26 protein-coding genes are annotated in these 22,655 nt (G+C 39.1%); all 26 read left to right on the top strand.

All coding sequences use genetic code 11. From position 1 onward, the window contains the following. Positions 1–364 (top strand): tyrosine-type recombinase/integrase (locus Q0110_RS14485; protein ID WP_297907846.1); only part of this gene is annotated, 364 nt, incomplete at its 5' end. Between the two features lie 629 nt (positions 365–993). Further along, entirely contained in the window at positions 994–1,530 is a 537-nt protein-coding gene (locus Q0110_RS14490) for a UpxY family transcription antiterminator (RefSeq protein WP_297907848.1), read from the top strand. 5 nt (positions 1,531–1,535) lie between these two features. Further along, positions 1,536–1,940, top strand: a complete 405-nt coding sequence (locus Q0110_RS14495; RefSeq protein WP_297907851.1) for a hypothetical protein — start codon at positions 1,536–1,538, stop codon at positions 1,938–1,940. Between the two features lie 154 nt (positions 1,941–2,094). Further along, on the top strand, positions 2,095–2,256 hold the full coding sequence (locus Q0110_RS14500) for a hypothetical protein (RefSeq protein ID WP_297907854.1): 162 nt from the start codon (positions 2,095–2,097) through the stop codon (positions 2,254–2,256). Between the two features lie 12 nt (positions 2,257–2,268). Continuing rightward, complete coding sequence (locus tag Q0110_RS14505) at positions 2,269–2,421, top strand: hypothetical protein (RefSeq protein ID WP_297907857.1); 153 nt, start codon at positions 2,269–2,271, stop codon at positions 2,419–2,421. 67 nt (positions 2,422–2,488) lie between these two features. Beyond that, the gene (locus Q0110_RS14510) at positions 2,489–2,740 is read left to right on the top strand and encodes a transposase (protein ID WP_297907999.1); all 252 of its coding nucleotides are present in this window, start codon (positions 2,489–2,491) and stop codon (positions 2,738–2,740) included. A 146-nt stretch (positions 2,741–2,886) separates the two neighbouring features. Next, on the top strand, positions 2,887–2,976 hold the full coding sequence (locus Q0110_RS18335) for a hypothetical protein (RefSeq protein ID WP_366139682.1): 90 nt from the start codon (positions 2,887–2,889) through the stop codon (positions 2,974–2,976). Positions 2,977–3,227: 251 nt separating this feature from the next. Next, positions 3,228–4,652: a flippase gene (locus Q0110_RS14515; RefSeq protein ID WP_297907860.1), complete on the top strand. Its 1,425-nt coding sequence runs from the start codon at positions 3,228–3,230 to the stop codon at positions 4,650–4,652. Beyond that, the gene (locus tag Q0110_RS14520; RefSeq protein ID WP_297907863.1) at positions 4,649–6,661 is read left to right on the top strand and encodes a pyruvate formate lyase family protein; all 2,013 of its coding nucleotides are present in this window, start codon (positions 4,649–4,651) and stop codon (positions 6,659–6,661) included. The genes Q0110_RS14515 and Q0110_RS14520 overlap by 4 nt, the downstream gene beginning before the upstream one ends. After that, positions 6,648–7,478: a 4Fe-4S cluster-binding domain-containing protein gene (locus tag Q0110_RS14525; protein WP_297907866.1), complete on the top strand. Its 831-nt coding sequence runs from the start codon at positions 6,648–6,650 to the stop codon at positions 7,476–7,478. The genes Q0110_RS14520 and Q0110_RS14525 overlap by 14 nt, the downstream gene beginning before the upstream one ends. Before the next feature lie 7 nt (positions 7,479–7,485). Then, positions 7,486–8,613, top strand: coding sequence for a UDP-galactopyranose mutase (glf, locus tag Q0110_RS14530; RefSeq protein ID WP_297908002.1), 1,128 nt, complete (start codon positions 7,486–7,488; stop codon positions 8,611–8,613). A gap of 3 nt (positions 8,614–8,616) precedes the next feature. Further along, a complete protein-coding gene (locus tag Q0110_RS14535; RefSeq protein ID WP_297907869.1) occupies positions 8,617–9,507 on the top strand; it encodes a DUF4422 domain-containing protein in 891 nt (296 codons plus the stop codon). A gap of 37 nt (positions 9,508–9,544) precedes the next feature. Further along, positions 9,545–10,882, top strand: a complete 1,338-nt coding sequence (locus Q0110_RS14540) for an O-antigen polymerase (RefSeq protein WP_297907872.1) — start codon at positions 9,545–9,547, stop codon at positions 10,880–10,882. Positions 10,883–10,904: 22 nt separating this feature from the next. Beyond that, on the top strand, positions 10,905–11,648 hold the full coding sequence (locus Q0110_RS14545; protein ID WP_297907876.1) for a glycosyltransferase: 744 nt from the start codon (positions 10,905–10,907) through the stop codon (positions 11,646–11,648). A 4-nt stretch (positions 11,649–11,652) separates the two neighbouring features. Beyond that, entirely contained in the window at positions 11,653–12,615 is a 963-nt protein-coding gene (locus tag Q0110_RS14550; RefSeq protein WP_297907878.1) for an AAC(3) family N-acetyltransferase, read from the top strand. 19 nt (positions 12,616–12,634) lie between these two features. Then, positions 12,635–12,877, top strand: a complete 243-nt coding sequence (locus tag Q0110_RS14555) for an acyl carrier protein (protein ID WP_297907880.1) — start codon at positions 12,635–12,637, stop codon at positions 12,875–12,877. A 1-nt stretch (position 12,878) separates the two neighbouring features. Further along, a complete protein-coding gene (locus Q0110_RS14560) occupies positions 12,879–14,291 on the top strand; it encodes an AMP-binding protein (protein WP_297907883.1) in 1,413 nt (470 codons plus the stop codon). A gap of 2 nt (positions 14,292–14,293) precedes the next feature. Next, entirely contained in the window at positions 14,294–15,373 is a 1,080-nt protein-coding gene (locus Q0110_RS14565; RefSeq protein WP_297907885.1) for a hypothetical protein, read from the top strand. Positions 15,374–15,390: 17 nt separating this feature from the next. Further along, the gene (locus Q0110_RS14570) at positions 15,391–16,482 is read left to right on the top strand and encodes a polysaccharide biosynthesis protein (RefSeq protein ID WP_297907888.1); all 1,092 of its coding nucleotides are present in this window, start codon (positions 15,391–15,393) and stop codon (positions 16,480–16,482) included. 50 nt (positions 16,483–16,532) lie between these two features. After that, positions 16,533–16,691: a hypothetical protein gene (locus tag Q0110_RS14575; RefSeq protein ID WP_297907891.1), complete on the top strand. Its 159-nt coding sequence runs from the start codon at positions 16,533–16,535 to the stop codon at positions 16,689–16,691. Positions 16,692–17,297: 606 nt separating this feature from the next. Continuing rightward, positions 17,298–18,500, top strand: a complete 1,203-nt coding sequence (locus Q0110_RS14580; RefSeq protein WP_297907894.1) for a capsular polysaccharide biosynthesis protein CapF — start codon at positions 17,298–17,300, stop codon at positions 18,498–18,500. An 8-nt stretch (positions 18,501–18,508) separates the two neighbouring features. Next, on the top strand, positions 18,509–19,669 hold the full coding sequence (gene wecB, locus Q0110_RS14585) for a UDP-N-acetylglucosamine 2-epimerase (non-hydrolyzing) (RefSeq protein WP_297907897.1): 1,161 nt from the start codon (positions 18,509–18,511) through the stop codon (positions 19,667–19,669). A gap of 33 nt (positions 19,670–19,702) precedes the next feature. Continuing rightward, positions 19,703–20,929 carry a glycosyltransferase family 4 protein gene (locus Q0110_RS14590; protein ID WP_297907900.1) on the top strand — a complete coding sequence of 409 codons (1,227 nt, stop codon included), beginning with the start codon at positions 19,703–19,705 and terminating at the stop codon, positions 20,927–20,929. 16 nt (positions 20,930–20,945) lie between these two features. After that, complete coding sequence (locus tag Q0110_RS14595; RefSeq protein WP_297907903.1) at positions 20,946–21,560, top strand: sugar transferase; 615 nt, start codon at positions 20,946–20,948, stop codon at positions 21,558–21,560. Between the two features lie 13 nt (positions 21,561–21,573). Further along, positions 21,574–22,221, top strand: a complete 648-nt coding sequence (locus Q0110_RS14600; RefSeq protein ID WP_297907907.1) for an acetyltransferase — start codon at positions 21,574–21,576, stop codon at positions 22,219–22,221. 12 nt (positions 22,222–22,233) lie between these two features. After that, positions 22,234–22,653 carry a VOC family protein gene (locus Q0110_RS14605; protein ID WP_297907909.1) on the top strand — a complete coding sequence of 140 codons (420 nt, stop codon included), beginning with the start codon at positions 22,234–22,236 and terminating at the stop codon, positions 22,651–22,653. Positions 22,654–22,655: the final 2 nt, after the last annotated feature.

Consider the following 22,655-nt stretch of genomic DNA (forward strand, 5'->3'; position numbering starts at 1 on the left):
GGAATTGGCGAAGCGTACGTCCTTGGAATCTCCTTTTTTATTCCCGTATCTCAGCGGTAAGGAGAGTGGGGAGGCCGCTTACAAGGAATATAACACAGCCTTGGCCCGTTTCAACCGAGACTTGAAGTCGCTGGCTAGGGTTTGCGGCGTAACCTGCCCGGTCACTTCATATACGATTCGTCATTCTTTTGCCTCGACCTTGAAAGACCAGGAAGTTCCCATCGAGATGATCAGCGAACTGTTGGGTCATAAATCAATCAAGACAACACAAATTTATCTGAAAAGTTTCTCATTGGAAAAAATGTCTGCGGTGAATAAAGTTTGTTTTGAGAGCATATATAATTATAGGCCAAAAGTGGGGTAGAGGATACGCTACTTGGCGAGTAGCCAAACTGATTGCTACTTGGCGAGTAGCGTCTGTTTTACGTCGCGAATGTAGTAAAAAATAACCAAACACAAACAAATATTAGGCCTTGTTTGCGTTTTTGTTTTGATTCTCTTTAGATCTTCGTTCTTATTTCTGGTATATAAGCACGGAAAAATAGAGACGAAACGATCTCGTATTCCCAAAATCATCACGTCATCCGAAATAATTTGTATATACATTCACGTAGAGACGGTGCGTGCACCGTCTCATCCCCTCAAAATTGTATTTTAAGTTACTATTAGACTGTGGGAGACGGAGCACGCTCCGTCTCTACAACTAGGGGATTCCTTCTTTGCATCTTCCTTTAACGCTACTCGCCAAGTAGCATTCAGTCCAGCTACTCGCCAAGTAGCCTATTTACCTAAATAGCTCAAAAGTATGAAAAAATGCCTTCTCGGTATTCAATATGGGATTTTTTGAGCGTAAAACAAGTTGGTATTCGATGGCAGCAGAAGGTCTTGAAAAGAGAGTATACGCCTCCCATCTAATAGAAAAATATCATATAACTGATTGGATATTAGTAGAATATATATCCTTTCAGGAATAGTAGAATTATCCCATATCCAATGGAACATCCTTTGACTGACAATTGGTTCGTCTTACGAGACTTGACCCGTCCCAATGCAAAACTCCCGGCTTATAAATTACTGGAAGAAAAAGGCATTGAGATTTTCACACCTATGCGTTGGCAGTTGGTTGAGAGAAAAGGCAAGCGGATTCGTGAAGAGGTACCTCTTCTGCACGATTTACTTTTTGCCCATACGACCCGTGCGTGTATGGACCCAATCGTTGAAGAGATCAGTACTCTCCAATATCGTTATGTACGTGGTGGGTATCGTAAGCCGATGACAGTCGGTCGTACAGAGATGAATCGTTTTATCCGTGCTGTCCGTTCTGATAATTCCCCACGTTATTTCTTGGTGGAAGAATTGACTCCTGCGATGTACGGTCGTATGATCCGTATCGAGGGAGGCCCGCTGGATGGCTATGAGGGGCGTTTGCTCTCCTTGCGAGGTTCCCGTATAAAACGCTTAATCGTAGAGATCCCCGGCCTATTAGTTGCCGCCATAGAGATCAATCCGGAATATATTCGATTATTGTAACGTATATGAACACTCAACACAACCAGAAAGAGGAGATGCCGGGTATGCGTTTAATGGCGTTACTTGAGAATCATTTGCTTGAGATCTTAGATAAAGAACGCGACAATCAGGCTGCTATCCATCTGTATTCTACGGGAACACACTGGGTGGCGTTTGAGCGATCTGCTTATCAGTTATTGCGTCTCTCACCTCGCATCATAGTTACCCCTATGAGTTTGACGATCTACCCGTTCCCGATCGTAATGGCTTCATTGACAGATCGTGAGCTGCGTTCCAGTTCTCGCATGCGTTCATTCCTGCGGGAGAAAAAGGATTACGGCTGGTTGGCTGTTCCCGAATTGTCTCTTTCCGGTTATAAGAAATGGCACAGGGAGGAGGTTGGGGATTTTCCGGTAACTTCAGTTCGTTGACTTGGAGGTTTCAAGTATTCTTTATACATTTATTTTTAGAATAAAAGGAATATTTCCGATTTGCGTGACCAGAATAACCGTCATAACAAAATGACCTTCGGAAATAAATCTACCAGTCGGAAACATAAACGTCCGGTTCAGAAGCGAGATCGTGATGAAGAGGAGGAAGGTTGCGAAGGCCGTGATTCAGTTGCATACTCCTGTATATTGCGAACGGATCCGTAATGTTCTTGACAAGTTTACTGTCAGTAACAACACTATAGCCAATGCCCTTAAGAAAGGAGCGAAGATGTTAAGTCCTGTTTTGGTGAAATAAAAGTCCAAACTGTTGAAAGTAAAATCAGTTCTGAATATAGATGAGACTTGGATAAAGGTTAGAGTAAAGGTATTGAATGACGGAGCCGGACTTGGCCATTATTACAAGAAGTATGTCTTGGCTTTGGTGAACAAACAGGAGAATATCACTTATTGTCTTTTATGACAATGACGAGGATGACAGCCCTGGTAGCCGTCCTATTGAAACTTTCCTGGGAAGCTTTCTTGGAAGTATACAGTCTGACGGATATGTGGTTTACAAGCACTTGGCAGAGGTAAATCCTAAATGTGAGTTTATACTTTGTTGGGCGCATGTATGCAATGAGTTTGCCATGATCTTTGAGGCGAACAAGGATGCGGATGCCGAATGGTTTGTTCAGAAAATAGGCGAATTGTATAAGATAAAGGCTGAATGTATCCTGAAACGCTTAAAGTCTCACGAGATAAAGAATCGACGGTGCCAGGATGATGTACACGCATATTGACTTCTATTTATGAAAAGGCGATGAAGCTGTTGAAGAATAAACGAAAACATTATGGTGAGATGATGCGGAAGTCGCTAAGTTATATGATCTATGGTTGAGAAGAACTTCAGAATTACAAGAAGGACGGACGTTACACCATAGACAATATGTTTGTAGAAAGAACCATCCGGCCTTTTACGGTACATCGAAAAAACTCTTTGTTTTTAGTAGCGAAGAGGGTGTTGAAACAGCACTAGCATTTTTCACTCTGATTGAGACCTGCAAGAATGTAGGTCTGAATGCTCGTGACTATATCGCAACTACAATCAAGTTTTTGATGGACGGGAATAAGAATTATGATGACCTCGTTCCTATGTCAATGGCTATATAATACATGACAAATCGTTAAATTTAAAATACTCAAAAGTTCATCTTCTTGATTTTTAAGAAGGTGTACATGGTTGAGTGCTTACTATTTACAATGGCAAAGACAATAAAGAGGAACTTTGTGTATAATCTGTTGTTACAGATTTCTGCCGTATTGTTTCCTATCATTACAGCTCCGTATATTGCGCGGGTATTGGATCCGGACGGTGTGGGTATCGTCAATTTTGTCAATACCTATGCTTCCTATTTTGCCTTGTTCGCTGTTCTTGGCATACCGACATATGGGATTCGTGAAATTGCGAAGCGGCAGGGTAACTTGAAAGAAATGGAACGATTCCTTTCACAAATGATTAGCATTGAACTGGTATCGACATTTGTCATTAGTCTGCTTTTCATTGGTTCCGTGTTGTGGATAGATCAATTGAAAGAGAATGCGCTATTGTTTCTGTTGGCGGGAATATCTCTTTATATGACGCCTTTTAAGATAGAATGGTTTTTTAAGGGGCAAGAAAAGTTTGGCTATATAACATTTCGTTCATTGGTTATTCGCACGGTCAGTGTCCTATTGCTGTTCGTCTTTGTTCGTACCAAGCATGATCTGGTTAATTACGTTTTGCTAAGCCTTTTCTCTACGATTGCGAATGAATTTTGGAACTATTTAAAGGTCTTGAAATTAGGAATAAGACCCTATATTACATTCAAGGGATGTAAGACGCATTTGAAAGCTGTCTTGGTGTTATTGGGTTCTTCTGTCGCTATCAGCATCTATGTGATGTTGGATACGCTAATGCTGGGGTTCTTGGCCGATTATTCAGAAGTGGGATATTATAATTCAGCAATACATCTGGTAAAAGCCGTTTTGCCATTGGCCACAGCCCTATCAGCGGTTGCTTTGCCAAGGGTCGCAAGTTTTATGCAATCCAATGACATGGAGAGCGTTAATGCTCTCATGCAAAAATCCTTGAATATTGTTTCTTTTTTGGTATTTCCGATGGCTATGGGAATAATCCTGGTAGCGCCTACCTTTGTTCCCCTGTTTTTTGGCTCTCAATTTGAGGGAGCCATATTGCCCATGCAAGTTGGAGCCGTCTTGTTGATAGCCATAGGGCTAAATAACTTGAATGGTATCCAGATCCTTACGGGCATGGGAAAGGATAAGCAATTCTTAATGAGCGTAACCAGTGGTGCGGTATCCAATTTTATATTGAATTTGATACTTATCCCCCGATATGGGGCTGTCGGTGCAGCAATTTCGTCTGTCTATGCGGAGGTACAGATATTTTTGGTGAATGAATATTTCGTGAGGCGTGATACGGTTATTCGGGTGAATCATTATGCGGATGCCGCCAAGTCATTGATAGGGGCCTATCTTTTCGTACCGTTATGTTATGCGATTGGCCGTTTGCTTGAGGGATGGACTTTTGTGATTGTTGCGGTATTGGCATGTTCGATCGCCTATATGATATCTCAATATGTGCTTAGAAACTCAATATATGGTTTGGTGAGCAATCTCATACTTCCAAAAATTAAAGCAAGATTTTCATGAAAAGAAAGATTAAAGAAATAATAAAGAAAGCGACATCTGGAGCTTTGCGATTAAAAATTAGAACTTATCAAAAGGCTTTTGATCGTATGTCAATATGGGATGCTTTGTTTAAGTATCATTGTTATTATGACAAATTGCCGGGTAGCCTCTCTTCCGCAAATCTGATGGCTAAGATAATAGGTAGATCAGATATTTGTTTGGCCCATGGGTTTATCTATACGTATGATCCAACCAAGACTCGTTTGGTTAGGGCGGGGGTTGAACCGTTAACCAGTATAACACCGGACTATGCCTTGATAATCAATTCTGATTTACGTGAGATAATGCATAGTCTTCCTGAAAGAAGAGGGGATAATTCGGATTTCATAGGCACCTTGCATATAGTGACTAAGGCGATTGAAGATAAGGCGAGGGCCATATCGGAGCAACAATACGAGGATGTGCGCTATGAGGCAATGGCGAAAAGACTTCCGGACTTGCTTTATCGAGATTGTCAATCTTTGGTGGAGGCCATACAAAAAATCTTGTTTTACAATGGATTGCTATGGCAAGTGGGGCATCGGCATGTGGGCTTAGGTCGTATGGATTTAGTATTGTATCCTTATTATAAAAAGGATGTGGAAGCCAACAGGCTAAACTATGAGCAGGCGAAAGGTTTGCTAAAAGAAATGTGCTTGTTGTTGGGCAAGGACTCTCCCATAAAGAGCTTGAATCTGATAGGTGATAGCGGTCAGTATATTATATTGGGAGGTATTGACAAGAATGGGAAAAATACCGATAATGAATTGACTCGTATGTTTTTGGAACTTTTTGAGGAATTAAGAATCCCTGATCCCAAACTCATCTTCCGGGTCAATGAGGAGACACCAATGGATACATGGAAACGTTCGATAAGATGTTTGGCGAATGGTTGTGGATCTCCGTTGTTTATGAATGAGACCCTTATTATGGAAAATATGGTGAGGTTTGGCTATCGGAACGAGGACGTGTGGAATGTGGGTACGTCAGCCTGTTGGGAACCTCTGATTATAGGAAAATCCTCGGATCAAAATAATCCATTCATAAGTATACTCGCTTGCAATGCTTTAAAGAAGGCCTTGACAGAGATGGAAGACGAATTGGATTATGGCGGTTTGCTACAATTGGTGAAACGAAATTTAGCAGAAGAGACACGATCGGTTGTTGTTGATAAGGATTACGATTATTCCCCCATCATGTCGTTATTCAATGAGTCATGTATCCGTTCAGGCAAGGACTTTGCGCATCAGGGGAGCGATTATATGTATCAAGGCGCCCAATTATTAGGCTTGCCCAATTTGGTGAATTCCTTGTTGAACATCAAGAAATACGTTTATGAGCGGGGATTGGTCTCCTTGGGCATGTGCAGGGAGATCGTGCAGACCGATTATGAGAATCACCTTGATATAAAGCAATTGTTCAAGTCGGCTAATGACAAGAAGTTTGGCCTATGTGACGAGGATGTTCTTCGTCTAAGCCAGGAGTTGATTGGAACGGTGAGCGAAACGATAGGAAAACTTACCGCTAACGGGCATAACGTGAAGTTTGGACTAAGTTCTCCAAGTTATATTTCGCGTGGAAAAGTAGCTTCTGCCACACTGGATGGTCGGAATGCCGGTGAGCCATTTGCGGTACATATTTCTCCTCTATCTTCTACGATTGATATTGCGGAAGTCTTGGACTTTGCGAGTTCTTTGTCTTATCCTGTAAATTGCCTGAACGGAAATGTGGTGGATTATGTGATTCCTCCGGTTTATTTGAATAATTCAGACAAGTTGGTTCCCATTTTACGGGATGCGTTCAAGAAAGGATTGTATCAGTTGCAGTTAAATGTATATGATAGGGCAACTTTGATAGATGCAAAATTGCATCCGGAAAAATATCCGACCTTGGTTGTTAGAGTATGGGGCTTTAGTGCCTATTTCAATGACCTGCCGGAAGAATATAAAGATAATCTGATAGCTAGGGCCGGGGAATATGAGTGCGCTTAATGTAATCTCCATCCAGCGGGGGTGTATTTATGACGGTCCAGGTGTTCGTACGACTGTCTTTTTGAAAGGATGTCCGTTCAGTTGCTCTTGGTGTTGCAATCCGGAAGCGTTCTCTGGTAAAGAATATTATATTGACAATCAGAAATGCCTAAAGGAATTGGGCGTATATTCCTTGTTATGCGAAAGTTGTGAGCGAAAAGGAGGTGCTCGTTCTATCATAGAGTGCCCATTTAGTGTATGTGCGCCTATTGCTAAACGGTATGACTCAGAAGATTTATTGAAAGAGTTATTAAAGGACAACTCCTTGTTTGAGCAAAGTGGAGGTGGCGTTACGCTTTCGGGAGGCGAGCCACTGTTGCAGTGGAAACCCCTTGTTCCTTTATTGTCTGAATTAAAGGCTGCGAATATTCACGTGTCCATAGAAACAACTTTATATATGCGTGATAAACAAATTGTGGAACATTTAATTCCATATATAGATGAGTGGATTGTCGATTTGAAGCTACAAAAGGAGCATACGAAAGAGGATTATTTCTATGTACTGCATAGCAATCTTGGATTACTTCGTGAATCGATGTCGAGGATTGCTTATCGATTGGTTTATGTGGAAACTCTACAAGCTGAAAAAGTGATTTCTCAATTGCAAGATTTGGGTATTAATGCTTTTGAACTATTGAAGTGCCATTCTTTGGCCAAAAGTAAATATGATAAATTGGGAATGCCTTTTATGGATTATACTCCTTCAGATACTGCTTATAATGTATTCTATAGAAAGATGTTGGAAGCTGGTTTGCAGATTGTAAAACACGAAATTTAATCATATGATGCAACATTACGATTACTTAATAGTTGGTTCCGGATTGTACGGATCTACATTCGCTTATAAGGCGAAGCAAGCAGGTAAGACTTGCTTGGTGATTGACAAGCGATCACATGCCGGGGGAAATGTTTATTGTGAGAAAGTAGAGGGCATTAATGTACACAAATATGGAGCGCATATCTTTCATACGAATAACAAGAGTGTATGGGATTTTGTGAATTCTATTGTGGAATTCAATCGTTATACAAATTGTCCGATAGCAAATTTCAAAGGCGAATTATATAATTTACCTTTCAATATGAATACTTTCTATCGGATGTGGGGTGTGACTACACCAGCCGAGGCTGTAGCGAAACTTGAGGAACAGCGTGCAGAGGCAAGACGGAGACTGGCAGATTTAAGTCTGTCTGAACCCCGCAATTTAGAAGAACAGGCACAGTTGTTGGTGGGTAAAGATATATACGAGATCTTGATTAAGGAATATACAGAGAAGCAATGGGGGCGTAAGTGTACAGAACTCCCCGCATTCATTATCCGTCGTTTACCAGTTCGTCTCATATATGATAATAATTACTTCAATGATAAATATCAAGGCATTCCTATTGGTGGCTACAATAAACTGATCGAAGGCTTATTGGCTGGAGTTGAAGTGAGATTGAATACGAATTTCTTTGCCAAAAAGGAAGTCCTAATGGCCATGGCTGATCGGATTGTTTATACGGGTGCCATTGATGAATACTTCGATTACTATTATGGTAAATTAGAGTATCGAACAGTTTCATTTGATATGACTGTCGAAAATTGCACGAATTATCAAGGTAATGCCGTAGTGAACTATACTTCTCATGAACAGCCGTATACCCGTATTATTGAGCATAAGCATTTCGAGATGTTTGGAGCTGAGATAGATGCTTGTCCCAAAACAGTAATCTCTAAAGAGTATAGTACAGAATGGAAAGATGGGTTAGAACCTTACTATCCAGTGAATGATACTCCTAATAATGAATTGGCTGAGAAATATCGGGCATTGGCAGCTAAAGAAGAGAACGTAATTTTCGGAGGGCGTCTAGCGGAATATAAATATTATGATATGGATCAGGTAGTGAGTCAAGTATTAAATTTAGAAATGTAAATAATGGAGAATCATAAAGTTAAAATATTAGTGTGTTGCCATAAAGAGGCTTATGTTCCTAATGATGATATCTATTTACCGATACATGTAGGAAAAGCTATATCCAAGAAGGATCTAGGTTTTCAGGGAGATGATGAGGGAGACAATATAAGCTATAAAAATCCACATTATTGTGAGTTAACCGCATTGTATTGGGCTTGGAAAAATTTGCGTAATGTTGATTATATAGGGCTTTGTCATTATAGAAGATATTTTGATTTTAGAACTAAACCTTTTGTGAAGAAAGAAGCTGTTGTAGTTTCCAAAGAATGGTTTCGTATGCATTCGAAATCTCTTTCACTAAATGCTGATACCTTCATTTTTGATGTTGTTTTGCCAATGTCTATTCCGTTTAGAATGAATATATTAGAGCGTCATGCCTTGAATTTGAATTTTATGGATATGGCGGTTATGGAGAAAGTAGTATTGAAGTTGTATCCTGAATATAGAAAATCATTAGAATATGTATTTTATCATTCCTCGGATGTGCCTCAGAGAAATATGTTTTTAATGAAGAAAGAATATTTTGATCGTTATTGTGAGTTTCTGTTTAATATATTATTTGAGGTAGAAAAGTATGTGAAACTTTCACCATATGCCTATTATAGAAGGGTTTTTGGATTTATGGGAGAAATTTTACTCCCTTTATTTTGTTATCATAATAAATTAAAGACGCAACGCCGCTATATTGTATATATTGATAATAACGGGAAAAATAGATCTGATATGTTTAATACGGTAAAATATATTCTTTCTAATATCTCATTTAAACTAAATGAATTGTCTACTAAGCCTATTTATTCAGTCTGGAAGAAAGATTTATTAGAGAGTGAGTTTCCTGATTTGTTTAAATAGCTATGTGAACTGTATATGTTAATGCTGAGGGCTTGATATGCTTATTTTTGTAATTGTTTTCTTGCTGATTTTTTTAGTTGGTATAAATAAAATTTGCTGTAAAGATAATATTTCACGATTATGTGTTAATATTCATACAATATGGTGGTCTTTATTGGTTGTTATATCATTACTTAATATGTTTTCAATGAAGGATGTATCTTCATTTACATATTTTTTGATATGTTCTTATTATATTTCGTTCAATGTTGGCTTTTTGATGGCGAATTCTGTTTTTGGAAGTAAAGTATATGCGCTTTGTAATCCTACTAAGAATTTGGATTATTATTTACGTAGTAGAGTTTTTAATATTGCATTGTTGTTATTTGCTATATTTTCAATATATTTAGTTTATCGCTTTTTAGATGTAGTATTAATTTCTACATTTTCTGAAGCTCATTTGCTTAGTATCGATTATGAATTATATGGGTCTCCTTTAGCTATGATCATTTTTAATAATGCAACGGTGCCGTTATCTTATTTTTCAATGGTCTTGTTTGCGTTCTTATACCTGAAAAGAAATTTTAGTTTAGTGTTTTTGTATTTATTTTTCTATATTACATTGGTCTTTCTAGTAGGATTTGATAAGGGTACAATATTAATGTTTGTTCTGCAATTTGTTTTGATTTGTTTGCTCTTGTATAAAGTCGATATGTCTTATATAGTCGGATGCTATAGTATGAACAAACGTCAAATAACAAAATCTGTAATATTTGTTATGATATTGATTATGATAACAGGTGTTTTGAGTTCTTTGAGAAAGACAGATAGTATAGATATAGTTCTTCTTAGTTTGTACGATTCTTTATACGATTTTTTAGAGGAAATTGTTGTGTATTTAGTTGGTCCATTTAGAGCTTTAGACTATGCGGTGAATTCTGATTCTTTTTTGGATAAACTAGGTGGTTGTCATTTTGGAGAGGCTACATTTTTAGGTTTTAGTAAGCTTCTTTATTGGATATTCTCACTGGTCGGAATAGATTATAATAGCTCATATGAGCTTATAGGTAATACATTGCAGGAGACTTCTGTGGATATTAATTCTTCTGCAACTTCCTTTAATTTTGCTTTCTCTTCAATTCTGTATTATTATCTTGATTTTAAGGTTTTAGGTGTAATTACTATTCCTTTTTGTCTTGGAATTGTATTAAGAATATTAATAAATAAATTTCATCATTATCCATCAATCCCTGCTTTTGCTTTGTTCGTCTATTTGCTTACTATTTGCTTGACAGGTTTCTTTACTTGGGATTTATCAAAACCGGGGCCTGCTGCCTATTGCCTGTATTTGTTGTTTTTCCATTATTCTTTTGTGTTTAAAAGAGTTTATACATAATGTTTGTAAATAGAATATAGTAATGAAAGTATCTGTAGCTATGGCTGTTTATAATGGAGAGAAATATGTGAGAGATCAGATTGTTTCTATACTCAGCCAGTTGAGAAAGGATGATGAACTTATCATATCCCATGATGAATCGTCTGATAATTCATTGTCAATATTGACAGAGTTCGCTCAGTCTGATAAAAGGGTGAAGATATATGATAATCCCTATAAACTAGGTGTTGTGAAAAACTTTCAAAATGCGGTGGAACATTGTTTGGGGGATATTATCTTTCTGTCAGATCAAGATGACGTGTGGTTGCCTAATAAAGTCGATAAGGTACTTCGTGAATTTGAAAATCCCCATGTTGCCGTAGTGATTCATGATTCAAAGCTTACAGATTCAGACTTGAATGTAAGGTTTGAGTCAACGTTTAAATTAAGAGGTGGTGTAAGAACCTCTTTCTTGGGAAATATATATAGGCTTAGCTATATTGGATGTTGTATGGCTTTCAGATCCTTTTATAAGGAACTGGTAGTACCTTTCCCTACAATTTATAGATCTCATGATTGGTGGATAGGGAGTATGTTATCTTGTGGAAAAACAAAAATTAAAGCTATAGATGAAGCTTTGATTCTGCATCGTGAGCATGCGAATAATGCGACGCCCAAAAGTAGACCTCCATTGAACTATCAGCTTCAAGTTCGTTGGATTATTATAAAAAATGTAATAGCCAGATATCTCTATAAAATCAGGATTGATAAATCTCATAATCTCTAGTCTTATGTCAATGTCTCTTTTTAAAATATATAGTAAGATAGCTCTGTTATCTCCTAGGATTGAAGTCTTACTTCGACAAATGTATTGGTATAATCACAATTTAGTATCGAGATATAATCCTAATACGGTTTCGGCAAGTCTATTTCCTGTGACAGACATACATACTGTTGATTTTGATGCGATTCTTGAACGTTTAGAGGGCTGGGGAGTTCGTAAAGGTTCTTTATTAATAGTTCACTCTTCATACGACTCATTAAAAGCTACGGGATTGTCTCCTCTTGAGATAATAAATAAACTTCGTGGTTTGATAGGAGAAGAAGGCACTCTTGCTATGCCTGTGATACGGCATTATAAAAATGAGCCATCTCCAATTGAGAAATTAAAACGAGATTTCGTTTACCCTGAATGTGTGTATAATCCAAAAAGGACACCTGTTGTATCAGGCTTATTGCCCACTTTCTTGATGAGGATGCCTGATGCTGAAATAAGTCTGCATCCATTGAATCCTCTATGTGCCATAGGTCCTTTAGCCAAAGATATGATGCGGCATAATATTGAAGGGGACATTCCATCTCCGCATGGCATTCATTCCGCATGGTACTTTTGTGTGAGTCATAATGCTTTCGTGTGTAGTTTAGGAACAGATCTTAGGCACCATAATACTATTGGGCATGTGGCTGAAGAGGCTTTTGGTAATTGGTATTGGGGTGATGATGATTGGTATAGTGTTCGGAATTTTAGAATAGAAATAGAGAGAAATAATACTATTGATTTAAAGGTTAAGGAGCGAAAAGCTAAGTGGGGAATGTTACATCAAGCAGAGCTGAATAGATATAAAGATCTCTTAGATAATAGAATTATCAAATCTCAAAGATTTGATAATGTCCTAGTTGAATTTGAAGAATCTTCTAAACTTATAAACTATCTAATGTCTAAGAATAGTAGGGGTTATCCATATTTTAAATAAACGATTAATAGATGTTTTTATGATGAATAATTTAGAAAAACTTAATCAAGCATTTGTCGATGCTTTTGCTATTGATAAAAAATACTTAAAGGATTTGGTATATAAAGGTGTTAGCAATTGGGATTCTGTAGGTCAAATGGTTTTGATCGCTAACCTTGAGGAAGCCTTTGATATTGAAATAAAATCTGATGATATTATGGATATAAATTCTTATGAGGCTGCGGTGTTGATTCTTATGCGAAAATATAATATATCGTTCTAAGATGTTTGATTTACAGAAGTATTCCTCAAGATTGGCTATAAGATCTGATATAGGAGAATCTATTACATATGCTGAGTTAACTATTGAGACGGAAAAATTTCGCGATGCAATTCCGTATGATGGTCTTGTTTTCATTCTTTGTGAAAACGTAATGGGTTCCTTGTTAGGTTATATATCATGTATGACTAAACATATTCCATGTGTCTTATTAGATGGAAGTAAGGACATAGAGCTTATTCAGCATCTTATTGCTATCTATCATCCTGAGTTCATTTGGTTATCTCAAAAAAGGGTTGGAGAATTTGTTGGTACTGTTATTTACAAATATGAAAATTATTCTATGCTGCAAATGCGGTATGATAGGGATTTCAGTGAAAAAGATAAAGAGATCAACCCAAATCTACTCTTATGTTTGACTACATCAGGTAGTACGGCTTCTCCTAAGTTTGTTAGGCTCTCTGAAAAAAATCTGAGAAGTAATGCGGAGTCTATCGCAGAGTATCTTCAGATTGATGAGAATGAACGCCCCGTGATGTCGTTGCCAATGTATTATAGTTTTGGTATGTCGGTTATTAACTCTCATTTAATTAAGGGTGCTACTATTTTACTAACTGATAAAACAGTGTTGCAGCGTGATTTCTGGGACTTTATTAAAGAAGAAAAAGCGACATCTATTGCCGGTGTTCCATATACGTATGAGATGTTGAGACGTTTAAATTTTTTCTGTATGGATTTGCCTTATTTGAAGACAATGACGCAAGCAGGGGGTAAGATGATTTCTGCTTACGTAAAGGAATATGTGGATTTTGCAGAGGCAAACAATAAGCGATTTGTTGTAATGTATGGCCAGACAGAGGCCTCTCCTCGAATGAGTTATCTTCCTCATGACAAGGCGGTTGATAAATACGCATCAATTGGCATAGCTATACCAGGAGGTAAATTCTCATTGATAGATGCCGGAGGCGATGTCATAAAGGATGCCGATGTTGAGGGAGAATTGGTATACGAGGGGGAGAATGTCTGTTTGGGATATTCTGAAAAACGACAAGATTTACAACTGGGCGATGAAAATCAAGGAATCCTTTATACGGGCGATATAGCTAAAAGGGATGTAGATGGCTTTTTCTATATAGAGGGACGTATGAAAAGATTTGTGAAGGTTATGGGGAATCGTTGTAATTTGGATGCTGTTGAGCAATTTGTGAAGGTTATTACAGCTGATTGCGCATGTGTTGGTGTGGATGATCGAATTTCTGTTTTTGTGACACAGAATGGATTGGAAGATGATATAAAGCATTTTTTGGTAGCAAAAACCGGTTTTAATCAGAGTGTTTTTCGTGTACTTGTTATAGCTGTTATTCCTAAATCTAATTCTGGTAAAATACAATATCCAGAATTACAGAGAATGTTATAAACATGGTAAATAGATTAGAGAAAGGGTTTGCTCCTTTATGCTTCATTCAAGAGGGTAAACTTATTTGCTATAAAAGGGGATGTTTGTGGGTTTTGGCTGGGAATAAAGTGTTAGATAAATATCCAATATTTAATAGTGCCAAAGAGTTTCTTATAGGTGCGATAAATCCTTTTTCCCGTCTGTTAAGACTCGGTATCCGTGCCTCTATTGTCTTGGATGAGAATCGTGTTTTGTTTTCTAGGGGAAATCATATTTTTGAGTTGGATCTGTTGTCGGGCGAACGTTCCGGTGGGTATTTCATCGGGGATGGCTTGCGTCCTTTGGCTTTTACGAGGGTAGAGGGCATAAGTGGTTTTGACGATGCGGTCGTGTTTGGGGGATATCTCATGAATATGGACAAGGAGCCTGTGCATATCTACAAGCGGAAGTCTGTAGATCAGTGGGAGGTGGTCCATACGTTTGAGCGGGGTGCCATTAATCATGTGCATACTATCGTGGCCGATCCTTACAGGGATTGTCTCTGGGCTTTTACCGGGGATTTCAATGAGGCTTCCGCAATCTGGAAAATCACGGATAATTTCAAGAAAGTGGAACGTGTGGCCTGGAATGACCAGCAGTATAGGGGATGTGTAGTATTCCCGGTGAAGGAAGGCTTGTTGTATGCCACGGATGCTCCCTTCGCCAAAAATTTTATTTACTTGATGAATCCGGATACGATGGAATTGAAAAGGATTGCGCCGATTGACGGATCTTGTATCTATGGATGCCAATGCGGTGATCAATTTGTCTTCTCGTCTACGGTGGAACCGGACGGAAGGGATAGCTCTTTGTTCAAGCTCTTTACGAGCCGTAAGCGAGGGGCTGGTATCACGGATATGTATGTGCATCTTTATTGTGGCAATCTATCGAAAGGGTTTGGGGAGATCTACAAGGAGAGGAAGGATCTTTGGCCTTATGCGTTTCAGTTTGGTGTCTTTCGTTTTCCGTATGGAAAGAATGACTCGAGCGTTCTCTATTTCCAGCCGGTAGCCACGAATCGGAATGATTTGCGCCTGCTGTCCTTGGACTTATCTGAAAAATAATAAATCTATGATATATCATGTCAATCTTTAAAGACAAAGTCCTGTTGATCACAGGCGGCACTGGTTCCTTTGGGAACGCTGTGCTTCGTCGTTTCTTAGATAGCGACATTAAGGAAATCCGTATCTTCTCGCGAGATGAGAAGAAACAGGATGATATGCGTCATTATCTTCAAGCTCAGCGTCCGGGAGTAGCTAACAAGGTAAAGTTTTATATAGGTAATGTACGCCAGCGTGAAGCTGTGGATTTTGTGATGGACGGGGTGGACTATGTGTTTGCTGCTGCTGCATTGAAGCAGGTACCTAGCTGTGAATTCTTTCCAATGGAGGCGGTTCGTACGAATGTGGAAGGAACGAACAATGTGTTGCTTTCGGCTATTGAGCATGAGGTGAAGAATGTGGTGGTACTTTCTACCGATAAGGCGGCCTATCCGATCAATGCTATGGGAATCTCCAAAGCAATGATGGAGAAAGTGGCGATCGCACAAGGACGTGCTTTGGGCGCTAATGCGAAGACTACGATTTGTTGTACTCGTTATGGTAACGTGATGGCGAGCCGTGGTTCGGTGATTCCTTTGTGGGTGGAGCAGATGATGGATGGTAAGCCGATCACTATCACGGATCCGAATATGACTCGCTTTATGATGACGTTAGATGATGCGGTGGATTTGGTGGTGTATGCCTTTATGCATGGAGAGAATGGGGATCTATTCGTGCAGAAAGCTCCTGCCGCTACACTTTCTACATTGGCTACGGCTTTGAAAGAGGTTTATGCCAAAGTGGATCCTGTGTATGTCAATACGGAGGTGAAGGTGATCGGTACCCGCCACGGTGAGAAACTTTATGAGACATTGGTGACTCGTGAGGAGATGGCGAAGGCGATCGATATGGGAGACTATTACCGGATTCCTTGTGATAACCGTGATCTGAATTATGATAAGTTTTTTACTGAAGGTAATGAGGATGTTTCGATTATCGAAGATTATCATAGCCACAATACGGCACGTTTAGACGTGGAAAGTATGAAGAAGCTGCTGCTACGTCTGCGTTTCATCCAGGAGGACTTGGGGTTAGTGGAACGGGCGAAAGCTAAGGAGATCCGGAGCGAATAGGTGTGTAAATAGTTAATAATAAGTAAAAAAACACAGTGAAATTTGTCTTTATGATAGATGAATCATTTACTATAGAGATAAATAGCAATATAGATTGTGTTATGGGAAAAGATAAAGTAACAAAGCGTAAGTTTAAGGCTCCAGAAGAGTGGCAAGCTATTTGGGAAAAACGTTTTTCTTATCTACCAAAAAAGAAAGAGACAAGTTGATTTATGGTGATGAGCTTGTAAAGGTATCGTCTCAAGAGCTAGCTTGTCCTCGTATAGATACTTATCCTTACTTGATGTAGCCTTAATTTATAAGGCTTCAATAAAAATATCGCATTTCGTACAGCGAGTAGACGATATTTATTTAGATAATTCGTTTTTGAAGTATAATTTGCTTTATACGTTTCGCTCTCCAAAGAGCCATCAGTGATATTATTTGAAGGTACATTGTAATAGTAAGGATAAATATAGCTTGATGACAAGACTGAATGAGACTTGTCCGGTCATCATACTTGTATCGCTATTATGCGAGAAATTGTTAACTTAAATCCTTATACGTCATTTGGGTTCATAGGGGCTAATATGGCAAATGAGCCTTCTCGGATGACTGAACGTTTTAAGGTATATAGCCGTATGATGGCAACTTATTTTAGCCGTGATGAGTTTAGGTATTTTGTTCAAATAAGTAAAAGCACTGATATTCTTATTAGAAATTCCGAATTGACATTGCATCTTGGATTTCCTAGGATTATTTCTGAAAATTTTATTCAACTGTATGACTATTTTGATTAGTCTTTCTTTTCTACTTCTTTAAATAGGCGAAATAGTATGAAAATTTTAGTAACCGGTGCCCGAGGGTTCGTCGGTCGGAATCTTGTATCCCAATTGCGTAATATCCAATCGGGCAAGGCAAGGTGTTATGGTGACTTGACTGTGGATGCTGTCTATGAATATGATATAGACTCTTCGATCGAGGAGTTAGAGGTTTATTGCCATGATTGTGATTTCGTTTTCAATTTGGCAGGGGTGAACCGCCCGCAAAACCAAGAGGAGTTTATGCGGGGTAACTTTGGCTTTGCCTCTACGCTGCTTGATACCTTGAAAAAACATCGCAATAATTGTCCGGTGATGATCTCCAGCTCGATACAGGCAACCTTGGCGGGTCGTTTTGGCACTTCCGAATACGGAAAGAGTAAGAAGGCGGGAGAGGAACTAATGTTTAAATACGGTGAGGAGACTGGTGCTAAGATTTTGATATACCGTTTCCCGAATCTTTTTGGTAAATGGTGTCGTCCGAATTATAATAGTGCGGTGGCTACTTTCTGCCATAATATGGTACACGACTTGCCTATTACGGTGAATGATCCGGCGGTGGAGCTGGAGTTACTTTACATTGATGACTTGGTAGAGGAGATGATAGCTGCCTTGAAAGGGAAGGAGCATCGTTGTGAGTTTGATGGGGTGGATACGGTCTTGAAACCAGAGGGTCGTTATTGTGCTGCCCCGATCACGCATAAAGTAACGTTGGGTGAGATCGTCCGTTTGTTGGAGGTGTTCAAGAGTCAGCCTGTTACATTGGTTATTCCGGAGATTCCGTATGGTAGCTTTGCCAAGAAGCTGTATAGCACCTTTTTAAGCTACTTGCCTAAAGAGAAGGTCGCATTTCCTTTAAAGATGAATGTGGATCAGCGTGGTAGTTTCACGGAGTTGCTTCGTTCGAGGAATTGTGGACAGGTGAGTGTCAATATCTCCAAACCAGGTATCACCAAAGGGCAACATTGGCATCATACCAAATGGGAGTTTTTCATAGTAGTTTCTGGCCATGGCTTGATACAAGAGCGTAAGATCGGTACAGACGAGGTGATTGAGTTTGAGGTGAGTGGAGAAAAAATAGAGGCGGTACACATGTTGCCGGGCTATACGCATAATATCATCAATCTCTCCGATACGGAGGACTTGGTAACGGTGATGTGGGCAAACGAGAGTTTTGATCCCCGTCATTCGGATACCTATTTTGAAACTGTAAAATAAAAATAATCATGACGACATTTAAGAATAACGGCAAGCTCAAGTTACTCATTATTGTAGGGACACGTCCGGAGATTATCCGTCTGGCGGCGGTTATCAATAAATGTAGAAAATATTTTGATGTGGTTTTGGCTCATACGGGTCAGAATTATGATTACAATTTAAACGGGGTGTTCTTTAGAGATTTGAAATTAGCTGATCCCGAAGTTTATTTGGATGCTGTGGGTGATGATTTGGGTGCGACGATAGGTAATATCATAAATAAGAGTTACAAATTGATGGTGGAGATAAAGCCGGATGCAGTATTGGTGTTAGGAGATACTAACTCCTGTTTGAGCGTGATCGGTGCCAAACGTCTACATATTCCTATCTTTCACATGGAAGCTGGAAACCGCTGTTTCGATGAGTGCCTGCCGGAGGAGACCAACCGCCGCATCGTGGATATCATCAGTGACGTGAATATTTGCTATAGTGAGCACGCCCGCCGTTATTTGAATTCCAGTAGTGTGGCTCCGCAACGTACCTACGTGAGCGGTTCACCCATGGCGGAAGTGTTGCATGAGAATCTTGCGGAGATAGAAGCAAGTGATGTGCATGGGCGATTGGGATTAAAGAAGGGCAAGTACATCTTGCTAAGTGCCCACCGGGAGGAGAATATCGATACAGAGAAGAACTTTAACTCGCTTTTCACAGGTATTAATGCTCTGGCAGAGAAATATGATATGCCAATCTTGTATAGTTGTCATCCAAGAAGTCGAAATCGGTTGGAGAAGAGTGGCTTTAAGCTCGATCATCGTGTGATCCACCAGGAACCGTTGGGCTTTCACGACTACAATTGTCTTCAGATGAATGCTTTCTGTGTTGTTTCAGATAGCGGAACGTTACCGGAAGAGAGCAGTTTCTTTACTAGCGTGGGCCACCCTTTCCCCGCTGTTTGTATCCGTACCTCTACAGAACGTCCCGAGGCATTGGACAAGGGTTGCTTCATATTGGCGGGTATCAACATGCATGATCTGTTGCAAGCTGTAGATCTGGCAGTCGAGATGAACTTGAACGGTGATCACGGTTTACCTGTACCTAACTATACCGATGAAATTGTATCCACCAAAGTGGTGAAGCTGATCCAGAGCTATACGGGGGTAGTGAATAAGATGGTATGGAGAAAAGAATAAATACGTATTCTGTTTTTATAAATGCTATTAACAATGAACATCCTGTTTCTGACAATGGTGTCAGGTTTGAAAAATATAGAGACGAGCGGTATTTATACAGACTTGATGCGGAAATTTCGAGACAAAGGGAATGAGGTGTATATCATTTATCCTAGGGAACGTAGATTAGGTTTACCAACAGAGGTCAGCCATAAAGGTAAGGTACATTTATTGGGAATTAAGACCTTGAATCTTACTAAAACGAATCTGATTGAAAAAGGACTGGGGCAGGTGATGTTGGAGCGTCAATTCAAGTCGGCGTTAGAAAAATATTATGGAAAGATTAAGTTTGATGTTATTCTCTATTCCACTCCACCCATTACTTTTACAAAGGTGATCCGGTATGTCAAAAGACAGAATCCTAAGGCAATGAGTTATCTTTTATTGAAGGATATCTTTCCTCAGAATGCTGTGGATTTGGGGATATTGACCAAGGATGGTTTTAAAGGATTCCTCTATCGGTCGTTTCGGAAAAAGGAAAAAGAATTATATCGGATCTCGAATTACATCGGCTGCATGAGTCCGGCGAATGTGAGGTATGTGATAGAACATAATCCGGAGGTTGATCCAGCTATAGTGGAGATAGCTCCGAACTCATACGATGTACCTTCCGAGATTCCCGTTGAGTATAAGGACACCGCCCATATCCGTCAAAAATATGGATTGCCAGCAAATAAACCAATATTTATCTATGGCGGCAATATGGGAAAACCGCAAGGAATACCTTTCCTCATAGAATGTATGGAAGCTGTGTGTGAGAGAGAGGATTGTCATTTCGCAATTGTGGGCAATGGCACGGAATATCCACGGCTGGAGACTTTTATGCTGGAGCGTAAGCCTAAATCTGTATCTCTTTTTAAGCATTTACCCAAGGAGGATTACGACCGGCTTGCCAAAGCTTGCGATGTGGGGTTGATTTTCTTGGATTATCGTTTTACTATTCCTAATTATCCCAGCAGGTTATTACCCTACTTGATGGAGCGTAAACCTATTATAGCAGTGACAGACCCTAATTGCGATATGGGGATATTGGCGGAGGAGAATGGATATGGTTTCTACTGCCCAAGTAACTCGATAGAGACATTCGTGAAATCCATAGATAAAATGCTGGCCTCGGATATACGACAAATGGGTGAGAATGGGTATCAGTTCTTTTTGGATAACTATACCACTGAACATACCTATGAGACGATAATGAGGCATGCTGTCAAGATTGATTGAAATCATAATTTTACTTATGTATAAAAACTTCTTTAAGAGATTGATTGATTTCACTCTCTCTTTTCTTGCATTGGCTATCCTATGGCCGATACTTTTACTGATTACTGTATGGCTTCGTTTTGCCAATAAGGGTGCTGGGGCTTTCTTTTTTCAGGAACGTCCGGGCAAGGATGGCAAGATATTCAAGGTGATCAAGTTCAAGACAATGACGGATGAGCGGGGGGCTGATGGGATTTTGTTACCTGACGCTGACCGACTAACAAAAGTAGGCAAGTTTGTCCGTTCCACTTCTATTGACGAATTGCCCCAATTGATAAATGTATTGAAAGGGGATATGGCCTTGATCGGCCCGAGGCCGTTATTGGTACAGTATCTTCCTTTATATAATAAGGAACAGGCTCGCCGACATGAGGTACGACCGGGGATAACGGGCTGGGCACAGATTAATGGAAGAAATAATATTTCTTGGGCAAAAAAGTTTGAACTAGATGTTTGGTATGTAGATCATTGTTCTTTGCTTATAGATATTATAATCATATTAAAAACTATAAAAAAAACTTTATACAGGGAAGATATTAATCAAGTGGATGGAGAGTGGGCGACAAGGGATCCTTTTTCTGGAAATAATTAACTGATATGATAGTATGAGAGATATAGCGGTATATGGTGCTGGTGGTTTTGGATGTGAAATTGCTTGCTTAATTAAATTGATAAACGAAAGTTTTCGAGAGGCTAGATGGAATTTTATAGGCTTCTTTGATGACAATGAGGAGCTAAGAGGAGTTAGTAATAAATATGGAAAAGTTCTTGGGGGTAATCTCGAATTGAATGCATGGAGTACATCTTTGGATATAGCCGTAGCAATAGGGTCTCCTAATATTTTGAAGTGTGCAGTGGAGAAAATCACAAATTCTAAGATTACATTTCCTAATATTATTGCTCCGAGTGTTGATTTTTTGGATAAGTCAAGTATTCAATTAGGAAAAGGTAACATTATATGTAATAAATCTGTTTTAAGCTGCAATACTGCGTTGGGGAACTTTAATTTACTTAATGTTTTTACGCAATTGGGACATGATAGTAAAATTGGAAATTATAATATAATTATGCCTTCAGTGAATATTTCAGGGGGAGTTATTGTTGGTGATTGTAATTTGTTTGGGGTTAAATCTACAGTTCTTCAATATAAGAAAATAGGTAATAATGTTAATATAACTCCGGGGTCTGTGATGATGAGAAACGGTAAGGATGGGAAAACTTATTTGGGAAATCCCGCAAGAGTATTTATGTAACTAAATAATATCATGCTAAACTCAATGACTTTTCATCACATAGGGTTGGCTGTTAGGTCAATAGATCTTACAGCTACTATTTATGTGAATGCAGGGTATAAACGATCTGCAACGATTTTTGACCCTGTTCAGAATGTGAGTATTTGTTGGTTGATAAAAGAAAATATGCCAACAGTGGAACTTTTAGCGCCGGTTGATGAGGTATCGCCTGTGTGTAAAAACTTGGAGAAAAATGGAGTTTCACCTTATCATACTTGCTATGTGGTGAGTGATATCGAGGACGCAGTAGCAAATTTACGTAAGATGAAATACATAGTGGTGTCTAAGCCCGTGGAAGCTATAGCTATTCATAATTCTAAAGTGGCTTTCTTATATAATAAGAATATTGGTTTAATAGAGCTTGTTGAAGAACCTGCTGAAATAACTTTTTAACC

Origin of the sequence: uncultured Parabacteroides sp. (genome assembly GCF_947855115.1) — a bacterium.
Lineage (GTDB): Bacteria > Bacteroidota > Bacteroidia > Bacteroidales > Tannerellaceae > Parabacteroides.

Excerpts from the sequence above, each read along its gene's own strand:
- Q0110_RS14490 (WP_297907848.1), top strand. The coding sequence starts at position 994 with ATGGAACATCCTTTGACTGACAATTGGTTCGTCTTACGAGACTTGACC.
- Q0110_RS14495 (WP_297907851.1), top strand. The coding sequence starts at position 1,536 with ATGAACACTCAACACAACCAGAAAGAGGAGATGCCGGGTATGCGTTTA.
- Q0110_RS14500 (WP_297907854.1), top strand. The coding sequence starts at position 2,095 with ATGAAGAGGAGGAAGGTTGCGAAGGCCGTGATTCAGTTGCATACTCCT.
- Q0110_RS18335 (WP_366139682.1), top strand. The coding sequence starts at position 2,887 with ATGTTTGTAGAAAGAACCATCCGGCCTTTTACGGTACATCGAAAAAAC.
- Q0110_RS14520 (WP_297907863.1), top strand. The coding sequence starts at position 4,649 with ATGAAAAGAAAGATTAAAGAAATAATAAAGAAAGCGACATCTGGAGCT.
- Q0110_RS14525 (WP_297907866.1), top strand. The coding sequence starts at position 6,648 with ATGAGTGCGCTTAATGTAATCTCCATCCAGCGGGGGTGTATTTATGAC.
- glf (WP_297908002.1), top strand. The coding sequence starts at position 7,486 with ATGCAACATTACGATTACTTAATAGTTGGTTCCGGATTGTACGGATCT.
- Q0110_RS14535 (WP_297907869.1), top strand. The coding sequence starts at position 8,617 with ATGGAGAATCATAAAGTTAAAATATTAGTGTGTTGCCATAAAGAGGCT.
- Q0110_RS14540 (WP_297907872.1), top strand. The coding sequence starts at position 9,545 with ATGCTTATTTTTGTAATTGTTTTCTTGCTGATTTTTTTAGTTGGTATA.
- Q0110_RS14545 (WP_297907876.1), top strand. The coding sequence starts at position 10,905 with ATGAAAGTATCTGTAGCTATGGCTGTTTATAATGGAGAGAAATATGTG.
- Q0110_RS14550 (WP_297907878.1), top strand. The coding sequence starts at position 11,653 with ATGTCAATGTCTCTTTTTAAAATATATAGTAAGATAGCTCTGTTATCT.
- Q0110_RS14555 (WP_297907880.1), top strand. The coding sequence starts at position 12,635 with ATGATGAATAATTTAGAAAAACTTAATCAAGCATTTGTCGATGCTTTT.
- Q0110_RS14560 (WP_297907883.1), top strand. The coding sequence starts at position 12,879 with ATGTTTGATTTACAGAAGTATTCCTCAAGATTGGCTATAAGATCTGAT.
- Q0110_RS14565 (WP_297907885.1), top strand. The coding sequence starts at position 14,294 with ATGGTAAATAGATTAGAGAAAGGGTTTGCTCCTTTATGCTTCATTCAA.
- Q0110_RS14570 (WP_297907888.1), top strand. The coding sequence starts at position 15,391 with ATGTCAATCTTTAAAGACAAAGTCCTGTTGATCACAGGCGGCACTGGT.
- Q0110_RS14575 (WP_297907891.1), top strand. The coding sequence starts at position 16,533 with ATGATAGATGAATCATTTACTATAGAGATAAATAGCAATATAGATTGT.
- Q0110_RS14580 (WP_297907894.1), top strand. The coding sequence starts at position 17,298 with ATGAAAATTTTAGTAACCGGTGCCCGAGGGTTCGTCGGTCGGAATCTT.
- wecB (WP_297907897.1), top strand. The coding sequence starts at position 18,509 with ATGACGACATTTAAGAATAACGGCAAGCTCAAGTTACTCATTATTGTA.
- Q0110_RS14590 (WP_297907900.1), top strand. The coding sequence starts at position 19,703 with ATGAACATCCTGTTTCTGACAATGGTGTCAGGTTTGAAAAATATAGAG.
- Q0110_RS14595 (WP_297907903.1), top strand. The coding sequence starts at position 20,946 with ATGTATAAAAACTTCTTTAAGAGATTGATTGATTTCACTCTCTCTTTT.
- Q0110_RS14600 (WP_297907907.1), top strand. The coding sequence starts at position 21,574 with ATGAGAGATATAGCGGTATATGGTGCTGGTGGTTTTGGATGTGAAATT.
- Q0110_RS14605 (WP_297907909.1), top strand. The coding sequence starts at position 22,234 with ATGCTAAACTCAATGACTTTTCATCACATAGGGTTGGCTGTTAGGTCA.